The organism is Vibrio phycocola (assembly GCF_054404255.1).
This window is the reverse complement of record NZ_JBTAMQ010000009.1, coordinates 178,557-200,206: the sequence shown is the minus strand read 5'-3', so window position 1 is coordinate 200,206 and position 21,650 is coordinate 178,557. Positions and strand designations below refer to the sequence as shown.

The window sequence follows — 21,650 nt, the reverse complement described above, 5'->3', positions numbered from 1 at the left end:
AGAAAACGAACCTCTCGATACCTTTATTCTCTATTGTATCTCAGCCCAAAATCCATTGAACCAGTTCTCTAAGCCGAAGTTGCCTGCTCTTAGTTACTACTAGCATAATTCACTCTATGAATCATTAAGGTAAGCAAGATTATCTTATTCTGTTAAAAATAAATGTTATTTCTAAACAGAAAAATACCCATTCACATCCTATAGTTTATAGACGAAGTGATTATGTACATTAAAGCGAGTTTTTGATAGTTCGATCGATTATCGAACCTGTCAAATGATGAGCTTTAACTTTTGGGTACGAGGGTACTGTATTGAAAAATATGAGCTTAAAAAAATTATTGACGAGTCTAATTGGCGGTTTGCTGTTTTTACTTGTTGTCGTTATTGTGCTGCAAAGCTATCTTGCGTTTAAAGCATTCAATTACAAAGAAGCGGTTGATATTCGAAAGCAACAAGGTATTTCGGTATCAAGTCAAATTGATCAGTATATTAGCGGTGTTGAATTCAAGCTTAAAATGCTCGGGGATATTGTCACTATTGAAGATGGGGTGATTTCGAACCCAGAGATGGTGATGACTCAACTTAAAGCGCTAACAACATCTAGCAATGGTTTTTTAACTTATCTCGTTGCCTCTTCCGGGAATGAAGTGAGGAGTGATGATGTCATTGGTTCCGGTGTTGATACAACGGCCTCTTGGTATGCAGGGCCCGCACAAAATAAAAAATTCACAATTATCCCTCCTTATTATGATGAGACTTTAAAAAAGCTTGTCTCGTCGTATGTTGTACCAATTATGCGCCAAGGAGAAGTGGTGGCTATTATTGGCCTTGATATCACTTCTGATACCTTTAAGCAGTTAGTGCTAGGAAATGTTGCTGATGGACAAGTATTTGTGACCGACTCTTCAGCAAAAGTGCTTTATGCTCAAAGTGAAGAATATCTAGGGAAGGACTTTTACCAGATTAGACCCATGTACAAAAACTTTAGTGGTGACTACATTGAGTATCAGCTAGATGATGACTCCGCCTATGTTGCTACAAAGCAAAGTGCTTCTCAGTACGGTATTAATGTATACACGTATGAGGATCGCTCTATCATCCTTGCGCCTAGTTTAGATATGTTAAAAGAATCGAGCTTCATTGCCGTAATTTTCATCACTATTAGTTTATTCTTAGTTTATACAATTATCGTTAAATTAATTTATAAACCAATTGGAGGCGAGCCTCAGCAGATCCAAGGAATCATTGAGCGAATTGCCGATCGTGATTTAACTGTCGAAACCGCGGGATCAGCAAATGCCACAGGTATTTATGCATCAACCGTGATGATGCTCGAAGGGTTAAAAGCTATGGTGGGGGATATTAATCGAGAGTCATCTTCAGTTGATACAACATCACAACAGCTTAAGTCTTTGGTTGATGTTACGAAGCAAAGCTCAGATAACCAAATATCCCAAATGGAAATGACTGCAACCGCAATGAGCGAGATGGTTTCAACGGTTGACGAGGTCTCTAGGAATGCTCAACAAGCCTCTACTTTAGCTGATATGGCATTGAGCCAAGCGAAGGAGGGAGCAAATATTACGGATTTGACGTCTCAAAGTATTCAAAAGTTAGGTAGTGATATCAGTTCAGTCTCTGGTGAGATTAATAATCTGAAGACTGAAGTGGTCAATGTCTCTGATGTCTTAAAAGTCATTCGAGATATTGCCGATCAAACCAACCTTCTTGCTCTTAATGCAGCGATTGAAGCAGCCCGAGCTGGTGAACAAGGACGTGGATTCGCTGTTGTGGCAGATGAAGTTCGCCAATTGGCAAGTAGAACTCAAGACAGTGTTGGACAAATTGACAACACGATTACTACTTTACAACAGGTTGCGGAGACTGCGGTTCAATCTATGACGTGTAGTTTAGAAAATACTCAAGAAACTATTGAGCACGCTTCTCAAGCAAACGATGCCATTACTGCCGTTTTAACGTCAGTAGAAGAAATTCAGGCATCGAATCTGCAAATTGCGACCGCTTCTGAGGAGCAGTCGGCGGTTGCTCAAGAAATTAACCAGTCGATTGTTGAAGTGAATGAACTTGCAAAGACAACTAATGAAGGTGCCGATAGTACCGAGCGTTCAACCAAAGATCTGACTCAAGTGGTTGAAAGACTTTCAAGTATCACCGCGCTGTTCAAACTCAGCTCTGGTTGATTTAATCGTTGCGGGTAACTGCTAGATCTGGACATTAATTATATAGAAAGCTTTACCCAATGGTCGGTAAAGCTTTTTTTTCGTTCTAAGGTTGATAGGAATGAGTCAGAAAAATAAGGCCTGAATGTCATTAAAACGCGTAGATGTAGATAACGTTCAGTGGCCTGATATATCGAAACAGCAGTAGGGCAGTAGCGTTGCGAAGGGGAGAGTAAATCAATTAGCCTTGAACTCGACAGACAGCAGTAACTTCTTACTTAAAATAGCTCATAAGGTTAACAAGAGAATAATAGTGATAAAGACTGTTCGTTGTCATTAGTACATTCAATAAAAAGCCAGCAAGTTCGCTGGCTTTTATGCTACTTAGTTGGAGCTTTAGACAATATCGATAAAATTACACTTTGAACTGGACAACCATCTGGTTCAAATTATCCGCCAGTTGGGCGATTTCTCGGCTAGAGCTGAGCGTTTGGCTTGCTCCAGCGGCATTTTCTTGTGCTATGCGTCTAACATTTTCGACGTTCTGGTTAATGGTTTCAGCAACCGTGCTTTGTTGTTCAGAAGCACTCGCGATTTGGAAGTTCATCTCATTGATCAGTGAGATCGCATTTGTTATGGCTGATAGTGCTTCATTGGTTTGCTCAGCTCGGTCAACACAGGTCAATGCATGAGCCTTTCCTTCCGTCATTGCTTCAACAGTCAATTTTGTGCCAGTTTGGAGTTGGGTAATGATTTGCTGAATCTCTCCGGTGGAAGTTTGAGTACGAGCAGCAAGTGAGCGTACTTCATCCGCGACCACCGCAAAGCCCCGACCTTGTTCACCTGCTCGTGCGGCTTCAATCGCAGCGTTAAGTGCAAGTAGATTGGTTTGGTCTGCAATTTCTTTAATCACATTAAGAATGTTGCTGATATTTTCGACTTGCTTTTCAACTTCTTGTAACTTGCTTGATGAGTTATTCACGTTGTCGTGTAATTCATTAATTGATTGAATCGTGAGGTTAACAACGTTTGACCCTGCCATAGATTCCTGGTCGGCTTGAGTCGCAGCTTCAGAGGCTTTACTCGCATTATTTGCCACATCATGAACTGTTGTTGCCATCTCGTTCATTGCGGTTGCAACCAAGTCACTTTCGGTTTCTTGCTGCATAATGCCTTTTGATGATTGCTCTGTTACGACAGCCAGTTCGTCAGAGGCTGAAGCCAGTTCCATACTCGATTGAGAAATAGTGCCTATCATAGCGCGCAGTTTATTTGCCGTGTTGTCTACGGCATCCAGTAACATGCCGGTTTCATCTTTTGAGTGAGGAGGAACTTTTATAGTGAGATCGCCGTCGGCTAGTTGATTGGCAAGCCCAACCGCTTGACTGATTGGTTGAGTGATTCGTCGAGCAAGAAACACCGATACTCCTATGCCAAGGACAATTGCAATAGCAGAAAGAGTCATTGAATAGAGCATATTTTGATGGATAAGTGCTTTTAGATCATCCCCCAATGTGTTTTGCTCGGTTAATACCATCGCTTTTACTTGCTTAGCTAATTCCGCAACTTGAGGACCAAGGACAATCAGTTGTTCGGTAACTAGTGCATTGCGTTGATTGACCACTTGATAAATGTTGGCCATATCGTTGACATAATTTTTTTGATTTTGACTAAAGGTATTGAGTAGAGCCTTGTTATCGGGATTGTAAATTTTTCTAGATAGAACACTTAGCTGTGCGGTTACTGCATCGTCTATATTTTCAATTGCAGTAAGGTAATCGGATTCTTTATTTGATTCGTAATATTTTACAACAAAGAGTCGGCCTACCAACATTTGACGCTGTAGTTCAATGGTGTCGAGTAGAGCTGAATGATTGCTACTATCACCTAGTTTGGTAATCAGACCATTCACCGCTATTCGCATCTGTTCTCCATGAGGGACCAAGCTTTGGTTATAAATTTCATCGATCTTGTAAGCTTTGGTAATGACCTCTAAAAAGGCAGTATCATAGTTTGAAATGGAACGGCTGATTGTGGTAATAATATTTTTTCGTTCGGGGTTTGTTATTTGAGATTCACTCGTACTCAAGTGTTGTTGCAACTTGGAAAGGTGCGTTTTGTAGAGCGTAACATCACTCTCATTTGCGCTATCAAGAAACCCTTTGACTGCTAAACGTACCATTAACATGTCAGCCTGAACAAGACTCATTAAATCGGTATCTGTCACCGATGAACGATAGGTGTTCATTCCCTGGTCAGCTTTGTCTAGACCTGAGATTCCGACAAATGCAACGGCAGTTAAGAGTACTAAAACGAGCGCAAATCCTAAGCCGATTTTTTTTGCGAGTTTTAAATTATTAAACATGATGGTTGTGACCTATTTTTATTTTTAGCCAATGACATTTAAAAATATAACGTGCATATATGAGCCTTGTTTTTTAATTACTGGATAGTTAAATAATAATTGATATGGATCATGAATATATTGGCAAGTATTTTCGGATTGATATTTTGGCCTCAAAAAATAAAGGTAGGGACTGAAAAGTTTCAGGCAAGAGAAATACTTGTTTGTTAGAATTCGTCATTATCATCAAAGGAAGTGGAATCTATGTCTAATATCGATGAGTACGATGTGAAAATTCTTACGCTCTTGCATGAGAATGGACGTTTGACCAATCAAGAGTTAAGTGATTTAGTCGGCTTGTCGCCATCGCAATGTTCACGACGCCGTATTAGTCTCGAGCAGCAACAATTGATACTTGGGTATCATGCTCGCCTCGCGCCAAAAGCTCTGAAACAAGAAATTATGGCGACGGTTGAAGTGAAATTATCGAGCCATGAAGAAATCAATTCTTCGAAGTTTCATGACATGGTATCAACTGAACCGACGATCATTGATGCGTATAAGACGACAGGTGATGCCGACTATTCTTTGAAAATGGTGGTGGCAGACCTTGCTAGTCTTAATGAACTGATATCTCGCTTGTTTCAAACTAAGCTTATTTCTCATATTAAAACATCGATTGTTTTAGAACGCATAAAAGAAAATGGCATTGTGACGTCTTAGAGCACCTTAGCTACGAATTTTAGAAAGTCCCCACTCTTGGGGATTTTTTTGTTTTTATCCTTCTTATATCTCTCGTGCTTGTTTTTAGCGATTTTTGTTATTTTTTGCATGATATTTATATTTATAGTGATATGATTGCACAAAATAAGCGTTATGTGATAATTGAGTCGATATAAATAATTACGATAGGATTAAGAGTTATGTCCGATACGGCATTAACAGAAGAAAAAGTGATACCAAAGCATCGTTGGTTTGAAGATGCAATGGCGCTACTCATGGGGACCAGCATTGTCGCGTTTGGGGTTGTGTTTCTTAAGCAAGCAGGATTGTTAACGGGCGGAACCGCTGGATTATCACTATTTTTTCACTATAAGACAGGCATTGAATTTGGCATTGTTTTCTTCTTGATAAACTTGCCTTTTTACTATTTTGCGATTCGACGTATGGGGTGGGGATTTGCCTTAAAAACGTTTGCCGCGGTATTTTTGGTGTCAACATTCTCGAAATTGCACGGCCAATTCATCGACATTCAGCATCTAGACCCTATTTATGCGGCTATCTTTGGCGCATTTTTATTTGGTGTTGGGTTTATCATTTTGTTTCGCCATAAAGCCAGTTTAGGTGGGTTTAATATTCTTGCGCTTTACTTACAAGATAGATTCGGTATAAAAGCAGGATGGTTGTTAATGGGAGTCGATGTCACGATTATGTTGATTTCACTCTCCGTCGTGACACCAGATAAGTTATTACTTTCAATCGTTTGTGGTTTGGTGCTGAATCTTATTATCGCACTGAATCATAGAAGCGACCGATATAGCGTTTAACAGGAGAAAATTTAGTGTTTAGTCATGTTACCTCGTACGCTGGCGACCCAATTTTATCGCTGATGGAAACTTTTATCGGTGATGAGCGTGCTGATAAAGTAAACCTTAGTATCGGCCTTTATTATGATAAAGCGGGAAAGATCCCGACCTTGGAATGCGTACAACAAGCTGATCAACAGCTTTTTAATGCCTCAAATGAGCCTTGTCTCTATTTACCAATGGAAGGCTTAGCGCCTTATCGTACTGCAGTGCAACGGTTAGTTTTTGGAGCAGACCATGACGCATTGAAGGAAAACCGAGTTGCGACCATTCAAACACTGGGTGGTTCTGGTGCGCTTATGATTGGCGCTGATTTTCTTAATTATTATTTCCCAAATTCAAAAGTCTGGGTGAGCAATCCAACTTGGGAAAACCATATTGCGATATTTTCTGGTGCTGGCTTTGAAGTCGGGAATTACCCGTATTTCGATTCGACAACCTGTTCACTCGATTTTGACGGTATGTTAAGTGCACTATCTGCTCTTCCAAAACAAGATATTGTATTGCTCCACCCCTGTTGTCATAACCCAACAGGGGTTGATTTAACTAATGAACAATGGGATTCGGTCATTGAAGTCCTAGAGAAAAATGAGTTAATTCCTTTCTTTGATATGGCGTATCAAGGGTTTGGTGATGATATTGAGCGAGACGCTTATGTGATTGCTGAATTGGCGAAACGTAACAAAATCTCTTTCCTTGCCGCAAACTCTTTTTCGAAGACATTCTCACTCTATGGGGAACGTGTCGGTGGGCTTTCGTTTGTGTGTGAAAACGAAGAGATGGCGACGCGAATTCTAGGACAGTTAAAAGCGACGGTTCGTCGTAATTATTCTAGCCCAGCTAAGCACGGTGCGATGTTGGTATCTAAAGTGCTTAATGATGATGAATTAATCCAACAATGGATGGACGAGCTAGAAGAGATGCGAATGCGAATTCGCAGTATGCGTCAACATTTGCATCAGCAGTTGAAGCAGTTAGCTCCGACAAAGAATTTTGATTTTATTGTCGACCAAAAAGGGATGTTTAGCTACACCGGTTTTAGCGAGCAGCAAGTGGATGAGCTACGAGATGTGCATGGCATTTATCTAATCGCCAGTGGCCGTATGTGCCTGGCTGGATTAAATTATCAGAACGTTGATAAAGTGGCGCAGGCTTTCGCCGTAATTTAGTTCTCCTGTTCGAGACAATGGATAGCAAGCGGGTTCTTATTCGCTTGCTATTTTTTTGCCCTTTATTTACGGAAACAATAGAGAAATACTCATTAACAATTATTTTGGGTAGAGTGTTCTCGGTAATGTTACAGTCGTATCATAATGTCGATCTGACGAATCACGATGCATACGAAGTGCGTTATACTGTGAGTTGTCGAGAAATCCAAACCTAAATTCAATGAGGTTAACCATGGTTGATAATGCCAAAATCTTAGTCGTTGATGATGATGTTCGATTGCGTTCTTTATTGGAGCGTTATTTATCTGAGCAAGGGTTCCAGGTACGCAGTGTTGCGAATAGTGAGCAGATGGATCGTTTACTCACTCGGGAGAACTTTCATTTAATGGTTCTAGATTTAATGTTGCCAGGTGAAGATGGATTGTCGATTTGTCGCCGTTTACGCAATGCGAATAATAATCTCCCTATTTTAATGTTAACGGCAAAAGGGGATGAAATTGACCGGATTGTTGGGTTAGAAGTCGGAGCGGATGACTATCTACCGAAGCCGTTTAACCCTCGTGAGTTACTTGCTCGAATTAAAGCCGTATTGCGTCGCCAAGTCATCGAGGCTCCTGGAGCGCCAAGTGCTGAAGAGTCAGTCGTGGAGTTTGGCGAGTTTAAACTAAATCTTGGGACACGAGAAATGTTCCGCGGTGATGAACCGATGCCATTAACGTCCGGTGAATTTGCGGTATTGAAAACCCTAGTTAGTAACCCACGTGAACCTATGTCTCGGGATAAACTGATGAATATGGCAAGAGGGCGGGAGTATTCTGCGATGGAACGTTCTATCGATGTTCAGGTATCTCGTTTGCGACGTATGTTGGAGATTGATCCAAGTAAACCTCGTTATATTCAAACCGTATGGGGACTCGGTTATGTTTTTGTTCCTGATGGTGAGTCTGTTTAACTTATATTGAGCTCCTGACTATCAGGAGCTTTTTTTATCATTGTGAGTCCAGTATGCGAGTTCGTAGTTCTTTTACTCAGACCATTGTGCTGTTTTTGATTTTGCTGATCGCAAATCAGGTGTATTCCTACTACGCCGTTTACAATTATGCGTTGTTGCCGAGCCTCCAGCAGGTTAATAAGATTATTGGTCATGAAATTAGTTTTATGCTCGATGATCCTGATACCAATGAGCAAGAGCTATATGCTCCTATGCGACAGAAGATGTTGGCAAAACTAGGAGTGACAGTTCATTCTGATAAAAGTGAATTTTCAAAAGAGTACGAACACGGTATTAGTATTAGTTTGATGAGTGAACAGATGACGAGAGAGCTAGAGACTCCAACAGATGTTCGTCTTTATCTCGGGAAGGAAAGTTACGTGCTATGGCTTAAAATGGAGGCGGTACCAGACACATTGATTCGAATTCCGTTGTCTGAATTGCAAGAAGAAGACTTTGCTCCTTTATTTCGCAATAGCTTATTAATGTCTCTGCTGATTATCTTTGGAGGCTGGTTATTTATACGATTACAGAATAGACCATTAAAAGCACTGGAAAGAGCAGCAAACGCAGTCGGTCGGGGAGAAAACCCACAACCTGTTCAAGAGAAAGGTTCTTCAGATATTCGCTCTGTGACCAGTGCTTTCAATCAAATGGCAAAAGGGATCCAAGAGCTAGAGGAAGATCGAGCATTATTGATGGCTGGTATTAGTCATGATTTACGAACGCCACTGACGAGAATCCGTTTAGCCACAGAGATGATGTCACCACAAGACGACTATCTTGCGGAAGGTATAAATAGCGATACGGAAGAATGTAACGAAATCATCAGCCAGTTTATGGATTTCTTAAAGCCATTGGATAGCCAATCTTTTGAAGATGTTAATATCAATGAGATCGTTAATGAGGTCTCGAGTGCTGAAGGCGGTTATGAGATAGAGATTGAAACCGAATTGGCGAAGTCGCTTAGAGTGGTATGCGGAAACTCGATCGCGATAAAACGCGCCGTAACCAATATTGTCATCAATGCGATTCGATATGGAAACGGTTGGGTGAAAGTGTCCACCGGAATAACCGCTGATAATGAATTGGTTTGGGTGACGGTAGAAGATAATGGGCCCGGGATTGAAGCAAGCCAGATCAGAAAAGTATTCCAACCATTTACCCGAGGTGATACTGCGCGTGGCAGTGAAGGAACCGGTCTAGGTTTAGCAATAGTAAAGCGGATCGTAGGTCAGCATCATGGAGCAATTACACTTACTAATCGCAGTGCGGGCGGGTTAAAAGTACAACTGAGTTTTCCTACTAAAGAAAAGCGGTAGGTTATGCTTTAGCGTAGAGGTCGCGATTGCCTAGCCAACGTTCGATAATCGCTTTTGCCTGTTCGGGGTATTGCTGATGAATGTGATGCGACAGCTTTTGAACATCGGGAATCAGACGTTGGTCGCGAACCAGATCGGCGATCTTAAAATCAGCCAGCCCTGTTTGTTTGGTGCCAAGCAGTTCACCGGGGCCACGAATCTCAAGATCGCGCTGAGCGATAACAAATCCGTCATTACTTTCTCGCAGTACCCCTAATCGTTTTTGTGCGGTTTTTGATAATGGTGCATGGTAGAGCAATACACAGTGGCTGGCGACGGAGCCTCGACCGACTCGACCCCGTAATTGATGAAGTTGAGCTAACCCCAAGCGCTCAGGGTTTTCGATAACCATTAAGCTTGCATTAGGGACATCTACTCCAACTTCAATAACCGTAGTTGCGACCAGCAGTTGCAGTTGATTCGCTTTAAATTGACTCATTACCTCTTGTTTTTCTTTCGATTTCATTCGGCCATGAACCAGTCCAATGTGTATTTCAGGTAAACGAGTTCGTAATTCTTGAGCGATTTCTTCGGCTGCTTGAGCTTCTAAGACTTCTGATTCATCGATTAAGGTACAAACCCAGTAGACTTGTTTGCCTTCGTCAAGACAAGCTCGGCGAATTCGCTCTACAATGTCATCACGCTTAGTGTCTGGAATTGCCACGGTTTGGATTGGGGTGCGTCCCGGTGGGAGTTCATCAATAATAGAGGTATCGAGATCGGCATAGGCGGTCATTGCTAACGTTCTAGGTATCGGAGTCGCGGTCATAATTAATTGATGAGGATAGTAGCCTTGCTTGGCCCCTTTTTCTCTAAGCTCCAGTCGCTGGTGGACCCCAAATCGGTGTTGTTCATCAATAATAACCAGAGCCAATTGGTTGAATTCAACCTGCTCTTGAAATAGCGCATGAGTTCCCACCACCATTTGCGCTTCGCCACTTGCAATATCGGTTAACGAAGCATCGCGAGCTTTCCCTTTTAGTTTCCCTGCTAACCAACCTACTTTTATGCCAAGTGGTTCAAGCCATGTTGAAAAGTTTAAAGCATGTTGCTCGGCAAGCAATTCAGTTGGTGCCATGAGCGCGACTTGGTGACCTTGTTCAAGCGCATTGAGTGCTGCCAATGCCGCAACAAGGGTTTTACCAGAACCGACATCTCCTTGAACTAAACGCATCATTGGGTGAGGTTGTTGAAGGTCGTGTTCGATTTCTTTAGACACACGATTTTGAGCATTAGTTGGACTAAAAGGAAGCTGCTGCAAAAATGAAGCTTTGAGATTTTTAGAACAGGGCAGTGCTTTGGCGGTATCCTGATGTCCCTGACTGCGTACCGCAAGCATCGAGAGATTCTGAGCGAGCAGTTCTTCGGTAATTAAGCGCAATTGTGCTGGATGGCGCCCTTGGTCAAACAATTCTAGATCAATTGTTGCAGGTGGATGATGAATGATCGCGAGCGCTTGCTCTAGGGTGAGTTGATTCGGTTGCAACCCTTCTGGAATGAGTTCTCGTACTGCCGACTTTTGCAAAAGGGTTAGAGCTTGATCAGTCAGGTTACGTAACGTTATTTGGCGTAATCCTTCCGTGGTGGGATAAACTGCCGTCAAGGTTGTCGGCGTTTCAGAAACCGCCTTATCTTGGGTCTGAAACTTGTAATCTGGATGAATAATTTCTAACCCACCCATACCTCGTTTAATTTCACCGTAGGCGTGAACCGTTTTACCTTCGCTAAAGTTGTTTTTCATTCCCGCATTAAAGTTAAAAAACCGTAACGTGAGTGAGCCATTTCCATCACTAATTTTCACGGCGAGCATTTTGCGTCGCCCAAACAGAGTATCGACGGCCATGACCTTTCCTTGCGCTGCTCCCCACATTCCAGGGTGGAGCTTCGCAATAGGGTAAACGCGAGTACGATCTTCATAACGTAGTGGTAGGTGAAAGAGTAAGTCTTGCACCGAATTTAGTCCGATTTTTGCTAGCTTTTCAGCGACTTTAGCCCCAACTCCAGCTAAAGAGGTTAGTGGGACAGCAGAAAGCAGTTGGGACATAATCGGACTCTTGTAGCGTATAGGTGTAGCAATTATTCAAGCACTTAACTGTTTTTTTGTACAGGACTTTTTAGTGAGTTATTTGCTCTGCATCGCACTCCACCATTCTGGGCTTGCAATGATTTGCCCTTCTTGGTCGAGCAAGGGAAAAGGTAGGCCTTTCTTCTTGGCAACATTAGCGAGTACTGGATGGCCGCGTTCAAATAAAATTCGGTTGATCTCTTCATCACTGAGTGGGCTTTTCTCTTGTTGATACATTCCAGCAAGTTGACGTTGGCGCTGTGCTTCATAAAGGATCAGCGCGCTAGCTACCGAAACATTGAGTGATTGAACCATACCAACCATAGGTATAATGATATCTTGATCAGCCATTTCTAACGCTTGTTTTGATACGCCAAATTTTTCTCCGCCAAGGATCACCGCTGTGGGTTTGGTGTAATCAATGTCTCGAAAGTCGACTGCGGTGTCCGATAAGTTGGTCACCAATAGCTGCATATTTTGTTGCTTAAGCTCCGTTAACGCAGAGCCTGTATCTTCATAGGTCTCAACTTCTACCCAATTTCGAGCGCCTGCAGAGGTATGAGTTAACGTTTTCATTTTTCCATTTGGCCAAACTGCGTGGATTTTATGAAGACCGACAGCATCGGCAGTACGAACTATTGCCGATACATTATTGGGTTTGTGGACTTCCTCTAAACACAGAGTAAGGTCAGCTTGGCGAGCTTTTAGTACTTCTTGGATACGATTGTAGCGTTCAATATTCATAACAGTGGCAGCAATGACGTTTCATTTAATTGAGTTAGTTAAAATATAAGCCCTTGATACCGTTTTATATCAAGGGCTTACAATATATTGTTAGCATTAATATGATTTGAGATTTCTCCCAACGTCGTTATTAACTTCTCTTCCGTTTTACCTTTAGCGCTTGAGGCATTGTCTTTATTCTTTTCATAATCTTAGCCAAGTGCACTCGATCTTTAGTCGAAAGTAATACCGATATGGTGTACAGACGACCGTCTTTCTCTTCGGTAGAAAGTCCGTGAATATTCGAACCTGTTTTGGATATCACATTAGTTAATGACGCCAAGGCGCCTTGATTATTCATCATATCAACAGACAGTTCGGTGATAAATTCTTGGTCGTAATCATCTGACCATTCAACGGCCATATATTTATCAGGTTCGCGTTGATAGCCTCGAACATTGGCGCATGTTTCACGGTGGACGACAAGCCCTTTACCTGGAGAAATATGAGCAACGATATGATCATCAGGGATCGGGTGACAACAGTTGGCAAAGTTAAGAAGAATACCTTCAGCGCCACGTATCGGAAGCTTACGTTTAGGTGAGCCATTATCCTGTACAACGATGCCTTCGTCGTTACCGAGTAAGCGTCGGGCAATGACGATACTCATTAATTCACCAAGACCAATCGATGCTAGTAAATCGTCAACGCTCTCTAGTTTAAGATCAGTAAGAACCATATGGATGGTATCTTCAGCGATATCGTTTACCGATAGTTCGCCAAGAGCATGATTTAATAAACGACGACCTAAACTTATCGATTCTTCTCGGCGCATTGTTTTCAATACTTGGCGAATCTTAGTTCTGGCTCGAGAGGTCACAACGTAGTTGAGCCAAGCCGCATTAGGGCGTGCACCTGGAGCACTTATAATTTCTACAGTTTGGCCATTTTTCAGTGCTTTGCTCAGAGGGTATGGGTTGCGATCGACACGAGCACCAACACAGGTGTTACCAACATCGGTATGTACTGCATACGCAAAGTCGACGGCGGTTGCATCAGCAGGCAGTTCAACAATACGTCCTTTCGGTGTAAAGACGTAAATTTCGTCGGGAAAGAGATCAGACTTAACGTTTTCGATAAACTCGAACGAAGTTCCCGCACTTTGTTGAAGTTCTAGTAAACTTTGCATCCAACGTTGTGCTTTCACTTGTGCTGTTGTGCCTGTTCGCTCACCGTTGGTTTTATACGACCAATGGGCCGCAATTCCTTTATCCGCCATCTGATCCATATCTTCGGTACGAATCTGTACTTCAACAGGGACACCATGAGGCCCAACCATTGAAGTATGGATCGATTGATAGCCATTGGCTTTCGGTACCGCGATATAATCTTTCATACGTCCCGGACGAGGCTTAAAAAGACCGTGAACTTGGCCAAGGGCGCGATAGCAACTGTCGGCAGAATCTACAATAATGCGGAACGCGTAAATATCCATAATGGTATGGAAACGCTGTTCTTTTGTTTTCATTTTTTTGTAGATGGAGTAGAGGTTTTTCTCGCGTCCATAGACTCGGGCATCGAGACCAAAGTCAACCAAACGACCTTCAAGATCGTCATGGATACGTTGGATAATTTCTCGGCGATTTCCGCGAGCGGATTTTACGACATTTTTTAAGACACGAAAGCGATTCGGATAAAGTGCTTCAAAACCTAACTCTTCAAGCTCGGACTTGATATTATGGATACCCAGTCGGTGGGCTAATGGTGCATAGATCTCAAGAGTTTCTCGTGCGATACGTCGTCGTTTATCTGGACGTAAGGCACCAAGCGTACGCATGTTATGGGTACGGTCAGAGAGCTTGATTAAAATAACACGGATGTCTTGAACCATCGCAAGAACCATTTTGCGAAAGTTTTCTGCTTGTGCTTCTTTACGGTCACGAAATTTGAGTTTATCGAGCTTTGAAACACCATCAACCAATTCAGCAACCGCACTGCCAAATTGAGTTTCAAGAGAGGCTTTGCTGACTTGCGTATCCTCAATGACGTCATGAAGCAGAGCTGCCTGTAGAGTCTCTAGATCTAAACGCATTTCTGCAAGAATTCTAGCTACCGCAACTGGATGGATAATGTAAGGTTCACCACTTGAACGTGTCTGCCCTTCGTGTGCATCTCGTGCAACTACGTAAGAGTGACGCAGAGCCTCAATTTGAGGCTCTGTTAAGTATTCTTGGGCGACCTCTTTGAGACTATCAAATAGATACAAATTCTAGGCCCGTAAAATCGTCGTGTTATTCTTGTTAGCTGTAAATTAGCTAAAAGTTAGCGGGTATGAGTAATACTGCTAACCGCGGCTAATTCTGCTGCTTCTTGCTCTTGTTGCTCTTGGCGTTCGCGAGCATCTAATACATCTTTTGTAATTAGACCATCTTCAATTTCACGAAGAGCAATAACCGTAGGCTTATCGTTCTCTTCTGGCACTAGAGAATCTTTACCGCCAGTTTGCATTTGACGAGCGCGGCGAGCCGCAATAAGAACGAGATCGAAGCGGTTGCCAACTTTTTCAACGGCGTCTTGAACAGTTACGCGTGCCATGAGAACTCCAAATAATTTATCAATATTTCAATGTATGAATAGAAAGTATACAACCTAACTCTATGTGTGACTAGGTGTAGACTCTATCGGAAAACCTCTTACGACTAATTAATTAGCGTAGAAGTTCATTAATCATGCTGCTGTATTTAGCAGCTTGCTTACTTTGTTGAACACGTTCAGCTCGAATAATAGCTTTGAAGTCCATTAATGCGACATCAAAATCATCATTTACAATGACATAATCGTATTCAGAATAGTGCGATATCTCAGATTGAGCTTCACTCATTCGTTTGGCTATCACTTCTTCATTATCTTGCCCACGAGCATTTAGTCGGCGTTCTAACTCTTCTTTTGAAGGCGGTAAAATAAAGACACTTTTTGCTAACGGCATTTGTGGGCGAATTTGTTGCGCACCTTGCCAGTCTATGTCCAAAAAGATATCTATCCCTTTCTCCAAGTTTTCTTCAATCCAAGCTCGCGATGTACCATAGTAATTTCCGAATACTTCTGCGTATTCAAGAAATTCACCTTTCTCGATTAAGGCTTCAAAGTTTGCCTTTTCAACAAAGTGGTAGTGAACGCCATCTTCTTCACCTGGGCGTGGGCCACGCGTGGTGTGAGAGACAGAGACTTTCATTGCGTATGTTGGATTGGTTTCCAATAATGCTGCAATTAAGCTCGATTTACCTGCGCCACTAGGAGCAGAGACAATATAAAGAGTACCTTTACCTATCATTTCTCTTCCACAATGCTAATTGGATGAATGTCAAAAGAAGGTTTGACGAAAAAATATGATTTCCCCAACCTATTGGTGGAAAAATGGACGCGAAGAGTAGCATGATCTTGATGATCTTCTCAAGCACATTAGGGATTAAACTAGGGTGAGAATAATGGATTTGTCCAATTTATTATGTTTTGTGAATCCGTTGCATACGCAAAAGAAATACGTATAATCGCTGCCCTCGATGTTTAGACATCAAAATTATACTTAACACTCTTTATACATTTGGGTTCCCTCACCCCCAAATCAAACTAAAAAGGTACAATATGTCTAGTTTTACCTCCGTACAAATGCGCAAAGCTTTAAGCTATCTCGTTTTATTTCACATTGTTGTGATTACCTCTAGTAACTATCTGGTTCAAGTCCCCTTTACCGTGTTTGGTTTTCATACCACATGGGGTGCATTTACTTTTCCTTTCGTTTTCTTAGCAACGGATTTAACGGTACGTATTTTTGGTGCTCAATTGGCAAGAAAGATCATTTTCTTCGTTATGTTACCGGCTCTGGTTGTGTCGTATGTTTTGTCGGTCATTTTTTACGAAGCTCAATTCCAAGGATTTGCTGCCTTATCTGAAATGAATTGGTTTGTTGCTCGTATTGCTGTCGCAAGCTTTATGGCTTACATGTTAGGGCAGATTTTAGATGTGCACGTGTTTAACCGTTTGCGCCAAATGAAACAGTGGTGGATTGCACCGTTATGTTCCACTTTTTTCGGCAATGCGATAGACACACTTGCGTTTTTTGCTATTGCTTTTTATCAAAGTCCCGATCCATTTATGGCGGCGAATTGGCAAGAAATCGCGTGGGTTGATTTTGGATTTAAAGTGGTCATCAGCATTGGTTTATTTGTTCCAATCTATGGTGTGTTGCTTAATTATTTGGTTAAAAAGATCACCTCGACGAACGCAGATTTTAAAGTTGCTGGCGTAAACTAAGAGTCATACTATTTAGAGAACAATAAAAAGCCCAAGTAAGAAATCTCTTACTTGGGCTTTGTTGTTTCTGTTAAAGCTCGTTAGTTACTTAAGAATAAGTGACTTAGTGATCGTGAGCTTCTCCAGCACCTTTAGGGAAACGAATCGATTCCACCATATCTTGCACATCTTCTGGTACTTCAGCTGTGAACTTGTTGACAACAATTGAGACAACAAAGTTTAGACACATACCCAGTGTACCGATGCCTTCAGGGCTGATACCAAACCACCAGTTATCTGGTGTGCTTGCAGCTGGGTTAATGAACTTGAAGTAGATGATGTAACTTGCGGTGAAGGCAATACCTGCCAACATACCTGCGATAGCCCCTTCTTTATTCATCTTCTTGTAGAAAATACCAAGGATGATTGCCGGGAAGAACGATGCTGCCGCTAATCCGAAGGCGAAGGCCACTACCTGTGCTACGAAGCCAGGAGGGTTGATACCTAAATAACCAGCACCAACGATGGCCACCATGGCTGCAAGTCGAGCTGCAAGCAACTCTTGCTTATCGGTCATATTAGGTCTGAAGCCTTTCTTCAACAAGTCATGTGAAATCGACGTTGAGATAACCAGTAGTAGACCAGCAGCGGTAGATAGTGCAGCAGCAAGGCCACCAGCAGCAAGCAATGCAACTACCCAGTTTGGAAGTTGAGCCAACTCAGGGGAGGCAAGTACGATAATGTCACGGTTAATACTCATCTCGTTGCGATCATCGCCAGAGTAGAACATTTTGCCGTCGCCGTTCTTATCTTCCCAACCAACTAGACCAGTGCTTTCCCAGTTTTTATACCAGCTTGGTGCTTCCTCAGCGGCGACACCTTGCATATCTGGACCATTGATGGTTTCAATCATATTTACTCGAGCAAACGCCGCAACACCTGGTGCTGTTGTGTATAGCAAAGAGATAAATAGTAGTGCCCAACCTGCAGAGATACGCGCGTCACGCACTTTAGGTACAGTGAAGAAACGAATGATTACATGTGGAAGACCCGCAGTACCTACCATTAGAGCTGCACAGATGAAGAATACATCGACCATGCTCTTATTACCTTCGGTATAGGCGGTAAATCCGAGTTCCTCTGTTAATCCATCAAGCTTATCAAGTAAGTAGACATCAGAACCTGATATGGTTGAACCCATACCTATTTGTGGTAATGGATTGCCCGTCATCATGATTGAAGTAAAGATCGCTGGAACAAGGAAGGCGAAAATGAGAACACAGAATTGCGCAACCTGCGTATAAGTGATGCCTTTCATGCCACCAAGAACCGCGTAGAAGAACACGATACCCATACCAATGATAATGCCTAAGTTGATGTCAACCTCAAGGAAACGAGAGAATACAACACCGACGCCACGCATTTGGCCAGCTACATAAGTAAACGATACGAAAATTGCACAGAATACCGCTACCATACGAGCTGTTTTTGAGTAGTAACGCTCACCGATGAAATCTGGCACCGTAAACTGGCCAAACTTACGCAGATAAGGTGCTAAACAAAGAGCAAGTAACACGTACCCACCGGTCCAACCCATTAGGTAAACACCACCATCATAACCAATAAATGAGATGATACCTGCCATCGAAATAAATGATGCCGCAGACATCCAGTCAGCAGCGGTTGCCATTCCATTCGCAACTGGGTGTACACCACCACCGGCAACATAGAATTCACTCGTTGAGCCGGCACGTGCCCATATCGCAATCCCTATATAGAGAGCGAAGGTAATGCCGACGAGAATAAAGGTCCAAGTTTGAATATCCATTCGCTACGCCTCTTAATCTTCTTGTACGTTATATTTTTTGTCTAGCGCGTTCATACGCCAAACGTAAACAAAGATCAGCACGACAAAGGTGTAGATTGCACCTTGTTGTGAAAACCAAAAGCCTAGTTTAAAACCACCTAAGTGGATGTTATTCAAAGCGTCTACAAATAGAATTCCTGCTCCATAAGATACGATGAACCAGATTGAGAGTAGGGTACCCATAGTGCTTAGGTTCTCTTTCCAGTAGGCCTGCGCCTTTTCGGTTGACTCGAAGGACATGGCTGTCTCCTTTCGTTTTTGTTATTTGTTTGTTAACTGAATGTTACCAAACAAGAATACCAACCTAGTTGGCTAATATCTGTCCAACTTTAGTCTTGAATTAAAATTTATATAAATCAGTGGTTTAATTTGTTGGGTGGTATTTTAGGAGAAAGATGAGAGGTAGATAATATTACCTATTAGCCAAAAGTATAATGTAAATAAAATGATCTATTTAATAAATAAGGAGAGTTGTAGGGGAAATGATGAGTAGCAAAAGACTACTCATGCATTCCATTTAATAGAATAACGGCTTGGGTTCGGTTGTTAACCCCTAATTTGCGAAAAATAGCGGTCATATGAGCTTTAATGGTCGCTTCAGATACATTCAGTTCATACGCAATTTGTTTGTTGAGCAGTCCATCGGACAGCATATTTAGCACTTTATATTGCTGCGGGGTTAGGGAGGCTATTTTCTCCGATAGATCGTTGCCATCATCGTTAATGTCATTTAATCCTTCAGGGAAATAAGGGTCACCCGCAAGAACTTGGTTCAGTGCGCTGATTAATGTGCGCATATCACTTGATTTTGGAATAAACCCAAACGCACCGTGACGTTTTACTTGAGATACGACAGAGGTTTCTTCACTGGCTGAGATAACAACAATAGGAAGATCAGGATATTCATTTCGCAGCTGAATCAACCCAGACATCCCGTTAGCACCTGGCATTTTGAGATCGAGGAGTAATAAATCAGGATCGGCATCTTTTGTTAAGAGATCGAGCAACGCAGCCAATGAATCGGCTTCTAATAAATTAGCGCCACTGATCGCCATGTGCACCGATTGAAATAGTGCATTACGAAAGAGCGGATGATCATCAGCAATGATAATGGTGTAGTTCGAATCCATTTGTTTTTACACTTTTAACATTTTGTTTAACTAAAGTATTGTCCTAGATAGTGCTTCCGACAATAGGGTTGGCTAAAAAGTCTGAACTCTATCCCCTTTTCGCCCTCAATTTTTCCATAATTGAGTTAATCAGAAGATGGTTGGACAGGTAAAACTTGTTGTATATGCTCGATAAAGTTTGGAGCATCCATAAATCCTGTAATACGAGCAGCATCTATTTGTTTCCCTTCAGCATCCCAAAATATGATTGTTGGTAAGCCAAGTACCTTTAAAGATGCGAGTAAATCGAAATCTTCTGGTTGGTTTTTAGTCACATCAGCTTGCAGGAGGAGAACGTTTTCGAGCTCTTTTGCCACTGCGTTATCGGCAAAGGTTTTGTGCTCGAACTCTTTACATGCAACACACCAATCTGCATAGAGATCCAGCATCACCGGTTGTTGATTTTGTTTCGCCAACGCAAGCTCGCGCTGTAAATCATCAATGGTTTTTATTGAAACGAAACTCACCAAAGAGGGTGCGAGAGCAGATGATTGATGTTCAACGGATGTCGATTCTGGCTCAATGAAAAACGGCAAGATAGGTTTGATTGATGCGATAATGCCGAGTACTGCAATAACGCCCAATGCGGTTTGTTTCCAACCACCAAAAGGAAGGCGATTTTTCTGCCAATAAAGCCAGCCAAACGCACTTAACCCAAGCAGAGACCAGAGTGATGCAGATACCCAGGTTGGGGTAATCCTCTCGATAAGGAAAATAGGCGCCGCGAGAAGTACAAAGCCAAACACGGTTTTTACTTTATCCATCCATTCACCTGAACGAGGAAGCAGATGTTGACCAAATACTGCGACGATAATCAGTGGAATGCCCATACCTAAGGAGAGTAAGTAGAGAGCAGAAGCGCCGGTAACGAGATCACCAGACTGCGCCACATAAAGCAAGGCACCAGAAAGGGGAGCCGTTGTGCAAGGAGAGCAAATTAAGCCAGAAATCGCGCCCATGATAAAGACACTGATTGACTCACCACCTTGACGTTTAGCGCTCCAATTTGAGAGGCGAACTTGAATACTGCTTGGCATCTGCAAGGTGAAAAGGCCAAACATCGATAAAGATAGAGCCACAAAGAGGAGTGATATACCAATTAAAATGACTGGGCTTTGCAGCAATGCTTGGAATTTTAACCCAGCCGATGCAACTACCAATCCTAATATTGAATAGGTTATTGCCATTCCCTGAACGTAGATAAACGAGAGCCATAGCGCTTTAGTTTTTGTGAGAGACTTAGAACCAAGGACAATACTGGTAATGATTGGGTACATCGGAAGAACACAAGGTGTGAAAGCAAGGCCGATTCCGAGAACAAAAAACAGCAACAGTGCCCAAGAGTGATCGTTAAGTGAATCCGCAAAGCCTTGTTGCTCGCTCTTTTTTTGAGTTACGGGCTGCGTTAGTTGTGACAAGTCAGAATCACTCTCAGGAGTCACTGCTGAAATTTGAATTATCTTACGCTCTGGCGGGTAACATAAGCCAGCTTTGGCACACCCTTGATATTCGATTGTAAGCGTCGCATCATTTGGAACAGAGTTGAGCTGAGCATTAAATAGAAGAGGCTCGGTGTAGATGACAACATCGCCAAAGTACTGATCGTGATAGTCGATTCCTTTTGGCAAAGTATAACTGATGTCTATACCTTCACCTTTAATCGCGAAACGATCTTGATAGAGGTAATAGCCGGGCTTGATTTGCCAACCTAAGCTTAATTGATTTTTAGTTTGTTCATACTCGAACGGAAATGCTTGATCAACAGGCACAAATTGATTGGTTTGATTAGAGAAGTCAGCATTGTTGGTATTCTCGAAAGCAGCCCAAACAGGCAATGTAAAACAATATACGCTGAGTAATAAGGTTAACAGTGTTCGCATATGACCCTTTTCCAATCATTTAATA

17 protein-coding genes are annotated in these 21,650 nt (G+C 42.2%); 7 read left to right on the top strand and 10 right to left on the bottom strand.

Going from position 1 to position 21,650, the window contains the following annotated elements:
- The first annotated feature begins 320 nt into the window (after positions 1–320).
- Positions 321–2,201: a methyl-accepting chemotaxis protein gene (locus ACXJY6_RS13850; RefSeq protein WP_458768675.1), complete on the top strand. Its 1,881-nt coding sequence runs from the start codon at positions 321–323 to the stop codon at positions 2,199–2,201.
- 394 nt (positions 2,202–2,595) lie between these two features.
- On the opposite strand, the gene ACXJY6_RS13845 is transcribed toward ACXJY6_RS13850, so the two are convergent.
- Positions 2,596–4,545 (bottom strand): HAMP domain-containing methyl-accepting chemotaxis protein, encoded by a 1,950-nt coding sequence (locus tag ACXJY6_RS13845; protein WP_458768674.1) that lies wholly within the window; start codon positions 4,543–4,545, stop codon positions 2,596–2,598.
- Positions 4,546–4,788: 243 nt separating this feature from the next.
- Between ACXJY6_RS13845 and ACXJY6_RS13840 the strand changes: the two genes are divergently transcribed.
- From ACXJY6_RS13840 to envZ, 5 genes are all read left to right on the top strand, one after another.
- Positions 4,789–5,247, top strand: coding sequence for an Lrp/AsnC family transcriptional regulator (locus ACXJY6_RS13840; RefSeq protein ID WP_456051576.1), 459 nt, complete (start codon positions 4,789–4,791; stop codon positions 5,245–5,247).
- 200 nt (positions 5,248–5,447) lie between these two features.
- Positions 5,448–6,071 (top strand): YitT family protein, encoded by a 624-nt coding sequence (locus ACXJY6_RS13835; RefSeq protein WP_458768673.1) that lies wholly within the window; start codon positions 5,448–5,450, stop codon positions 6,069–6,071.
- Between the two features lie 14 nt (positions 6,072–6,085).
- Positions 6,086–7,279 carry an amino acid aminotransferase gene (locus ACXJY6_RS13830; RefSeq protein WP_458768672.1) on the top strand — a complete coding sequence of 398 codons (1,194 nt, stop codon included), beginning with the start codon at positions 6,086–6,088 and terminating at the stop codon, positions 7,277–7,279.
- A gap of 232 nt (positions 7,280–7,511) precedes the next feature.
- Positions 7,512–8,231 (top strand): osmolarity response regulator transcription factor OmpR, encoded by a 720-nt coding sequence (gene ompR, locus ACXJY6_RS13825; protein WP_456051579.1) that lies wholly within the window; start codon positions 7,512–7,514, stop codon positions 8,229–8,231.
- 53 nt (positions 8,232–8,284) lie between these two features.
- Entirely contained in the window at positions 8,285–9,592 is a 1,308-nt protein-coding gene (gene envZ / locus ACXJY6_RS13820) for a two-component system sensor histidine kinase EnvZ (protein ID WP_456051580.1), read from the top strand.
- Between the two features lies 1 nt (position 9,593).
- On the opposite strand, the gene recG is transcribed toward envZ, so the two are convergent.
- The 5 genes from recG to gmk form a co-directional block, all read right to left on the bottom strand.
- Positions 9,594–11,675, bottom strand: a complete 2,082-nt coding sequence (recG, locus tag ACXJY6_RS13815; protein ID WP_458768671.1) for an ATP-dependent DNA helicase RecG — start codon at positions 11,673–11,675, stop codon at positions 9,594–9,596.
- A 78-nt stretch (positions 11,676–11,753) separates the two neighbouring features.
- A complete protein-coding gene (gene trmH / locus ACXJY6_RS13810; protein ID WP_458768670.1) occupies positions 11,754–12,440 on the bottom strand; it encodes a tRNA (guanosine(18)-2'-O)-methyltransferase TrmH in 687 nt (228 codons plus the stop codon).
- Between the two features lie 130 nt (positions 12,441–12,570).
- Positions 12,571–14,685: a bifunctional GTP diphosphokinase/guanosine-3',5'-bis pyrophosphate 3'-pyrophosphohydrolase gene (spoT, locus tag ACXJY6_RS13805; protein ID WP_456051583.1), complete on the bottom strand. Its 2,115-nt coding sequence runs from the start codon at positions 14,683–14,685 to the stop codon at positions 12,571–12,573.
- Between the two features lie 56 nt (positions 14,686–14,741).
- A complete protein-coding gene (rpoZ, locus tag ACXJY6_RS13800) occupies positions 14,742–15,014 on the bottom strand; it encodes a DNA-directed RNA polymerase subunit omega (protein WP_456051584.1) in 273 nt (90 codons plus the stop codon).
- A 112-nt stretch (positions 15,015–15,126) separates the two neighbouring features.
- The gene (gene gmk / locus ACXJY6_RS13795) at positions 15,127–15,747 is read right to left on the bottom strand and encodes a guanylate kinase (RefSeq protein ID WP_456051764.1); all 621 of its coding nucleotides are present in this window, start codon (positions 15,745–15,747) and stop codon (positions 15,127–15,129) included.
- Positions 15,748–16,061: 314 nt separating this feature from the next.
- Here gmk and ACXJY6_RS13790 point away from each other — a divergent pair, with 314 nt between their 5' ends.
- Entirely contained in the window at positions 16,062–16,730 is a 669-nt protein-coding gene (locus ACXJY6_RS13790) for a 7-cyano-7-deazaguanine/7-aminomethyl-7-deazaguanine transporter (RefSeq protein ID WP_456051585.1), read from the top strand.
- A gap of 103 nt (positions 16,731–16,833) precedes the next feature.
- On the opposite strand, the gene ACXJY6_RS13785 is transcribed toward ACXJY6_RS13790, so the two are convergent.
- From ACXJY6_RS13785 to ACXJY6_RS13770, 4 genes are all read right to left on the bottom strand, one after another.
- Positions 16,834–18,537 carry a sodium:solute symporter family protein gene (locus tag ACXJY6_RS13785; RefSeq protein ID WP_456051586.1) on the bottom strand — a complete coding sequence of 568 codons (1,704 nt, stop codon included), beginning with the start codon at positions 18,535–18,537 and terminating at the stop codon, positions 16,834–16,836.
- A 12-nt stretch (positions 18,538–18,549) separates the two neighbouring features.
- Positions 18,550–18,816, bottom strand: a complete 267-nt coding sequence (locus tag ACXJY6_RS13780) for a DUF4212 domain-containing protein (RefSeq protein WP_456051587.1) — start codon at positions 18,814–18,816, stop codon at positions 18,550–18,552.
- Positions 18,817–19,076: 260 nt separating this feature from the next.
- The gene (locus ACXJY6_RS13775) at positions 19,077–19,706 is read right to left on the bottom strand and encodes a response regulator (RefSeq protein WP_456051588.1); all 630 of its coding nucleotides are present in this window, start codon (positions 19,704–19,706) and stop codon (positions 19,077–19,079) included.
- 125 nt (positions 19,707–19,831) lie between these two features.
- Positions 19,832–21,625 carry a protein-disulfide reductase DsbD gene (locus tag ACXJY6_RS13770; protein WP_458768669.1) on the bottom strand — a complete coding sequence of 598 codons (1,794 nt, stop codon included), beginning with the start codon at positions 21,623–21,625 and terminating at the stop codon, positions 19,832–19,834.
- Positions 21,626–21,650: the final 25 nt, after the last annotated feature.

What these genes read in the sequence shown, in the direction of transcription:
- envZ (WP_456051580.1), top strand. Translation starts at nt 8,285, where the DNA reads ATGCGAGTTCGTAGTTCTTTTACTCAGACCATTGTGCTGTTTTTGATT.
- ACXJY6_RS13785 (WP_456051586.1), bottom strand. Translation starts at nt 18,537, where the DNA reads ATGGATATTCAAACTTGGACCTTTATTCTCGTCGGCATTACCTTCGCT.
- ACXJY6_RS13775 (WP_456051588.1), bottom strand. Translation starts at nt 19,706, where the DNA reads ATGGATTCGAACTACACCATTATCATTGCTGATGATCATCCGCTCTTT.
- ACXJY6_RS13845 (WP_458768674.1), bottom strand. Translation starts at nt 4,545, where the DNA reads ATGTTTAATAATTTAAAACTCGCAAAAAAAATCGGCTTAGGATTTGCG.
- ompR (WP_456051579.1), top strand. Translation starts at nt 7,512, where the DNA reads ATGGTTGATAATGCCAAAATCTTAGTCGTTGATGATGATGTTCGATTG.
- ACXJY6_RS13780 (WP_456051587.1), bottom strand. Translation starts at nt 18,816, where the DNA reads ATGTCCTTCGAGTCAACCGAAAAGGCGCAGGCCTACTGGAAAGAGAAC.
- recG (WP_458768671.1), bottom strand. Translation starts at nt 11,675, where the DNA reads ATGTCCCAACTGCTTTCTGCTGTCCCACTAACCTCTTTAGCTGGAGTT.
- ACXJY6_RS13770 (WP_458768669.1), bottom strand. Translation starts at nt 21,625, where the DNA reads ATGCGAACACTGTTAACCTTATTACTCAGCGTATATTGTTTTACATTG.
- rpoZ (WP_456051584.1), bottom strand. Translation starts at nt 15,014, where the DNA reads ATGGCACGCGTAACTGTTCAAGACGCCGTTGAAAAAGTTGGCAACCGC.
- ACXJY6_RS13850 (WP_458768675.1), top strand. Translation starts at nt 321, where the DNA reads ATGAGCTTAAAAAAATTATTGACGAGTCTAATTGGCGGTTTGCTGTTT.
- ACXJY6_RS13790 (WP_456051585.1), top strand. Translation starts at nt 16,062, where the DNA reads ATGTCTAGTTTTACCTCCGTACAAATGCGCAAAGCTTTAAGCTATCTC.
- ACXJY6_RS13840 (WP_456051576.1), top strand. Translation starts at nt 4,789, where the DNA reads ATGTCTAATATCGATGAGTACGATGTGAAAATTCTTACGCTCTTGCAT.
- ACXJY6_RS13835 (WP_458768673.1), top strand. Translation starts at nt 5,448, where the DNA reads ATGTCCGATACGGCATTAACAGAAGAAAAAGTGATACCAAAGCATCGT.
- trmH (WP_458768670.1), bottom strand. Translation starts at nt 12,440, where the DNA reads ATGAATATTGAACGCTACAATCGTATCCAAGAAGTACTAAAAGCTCGC.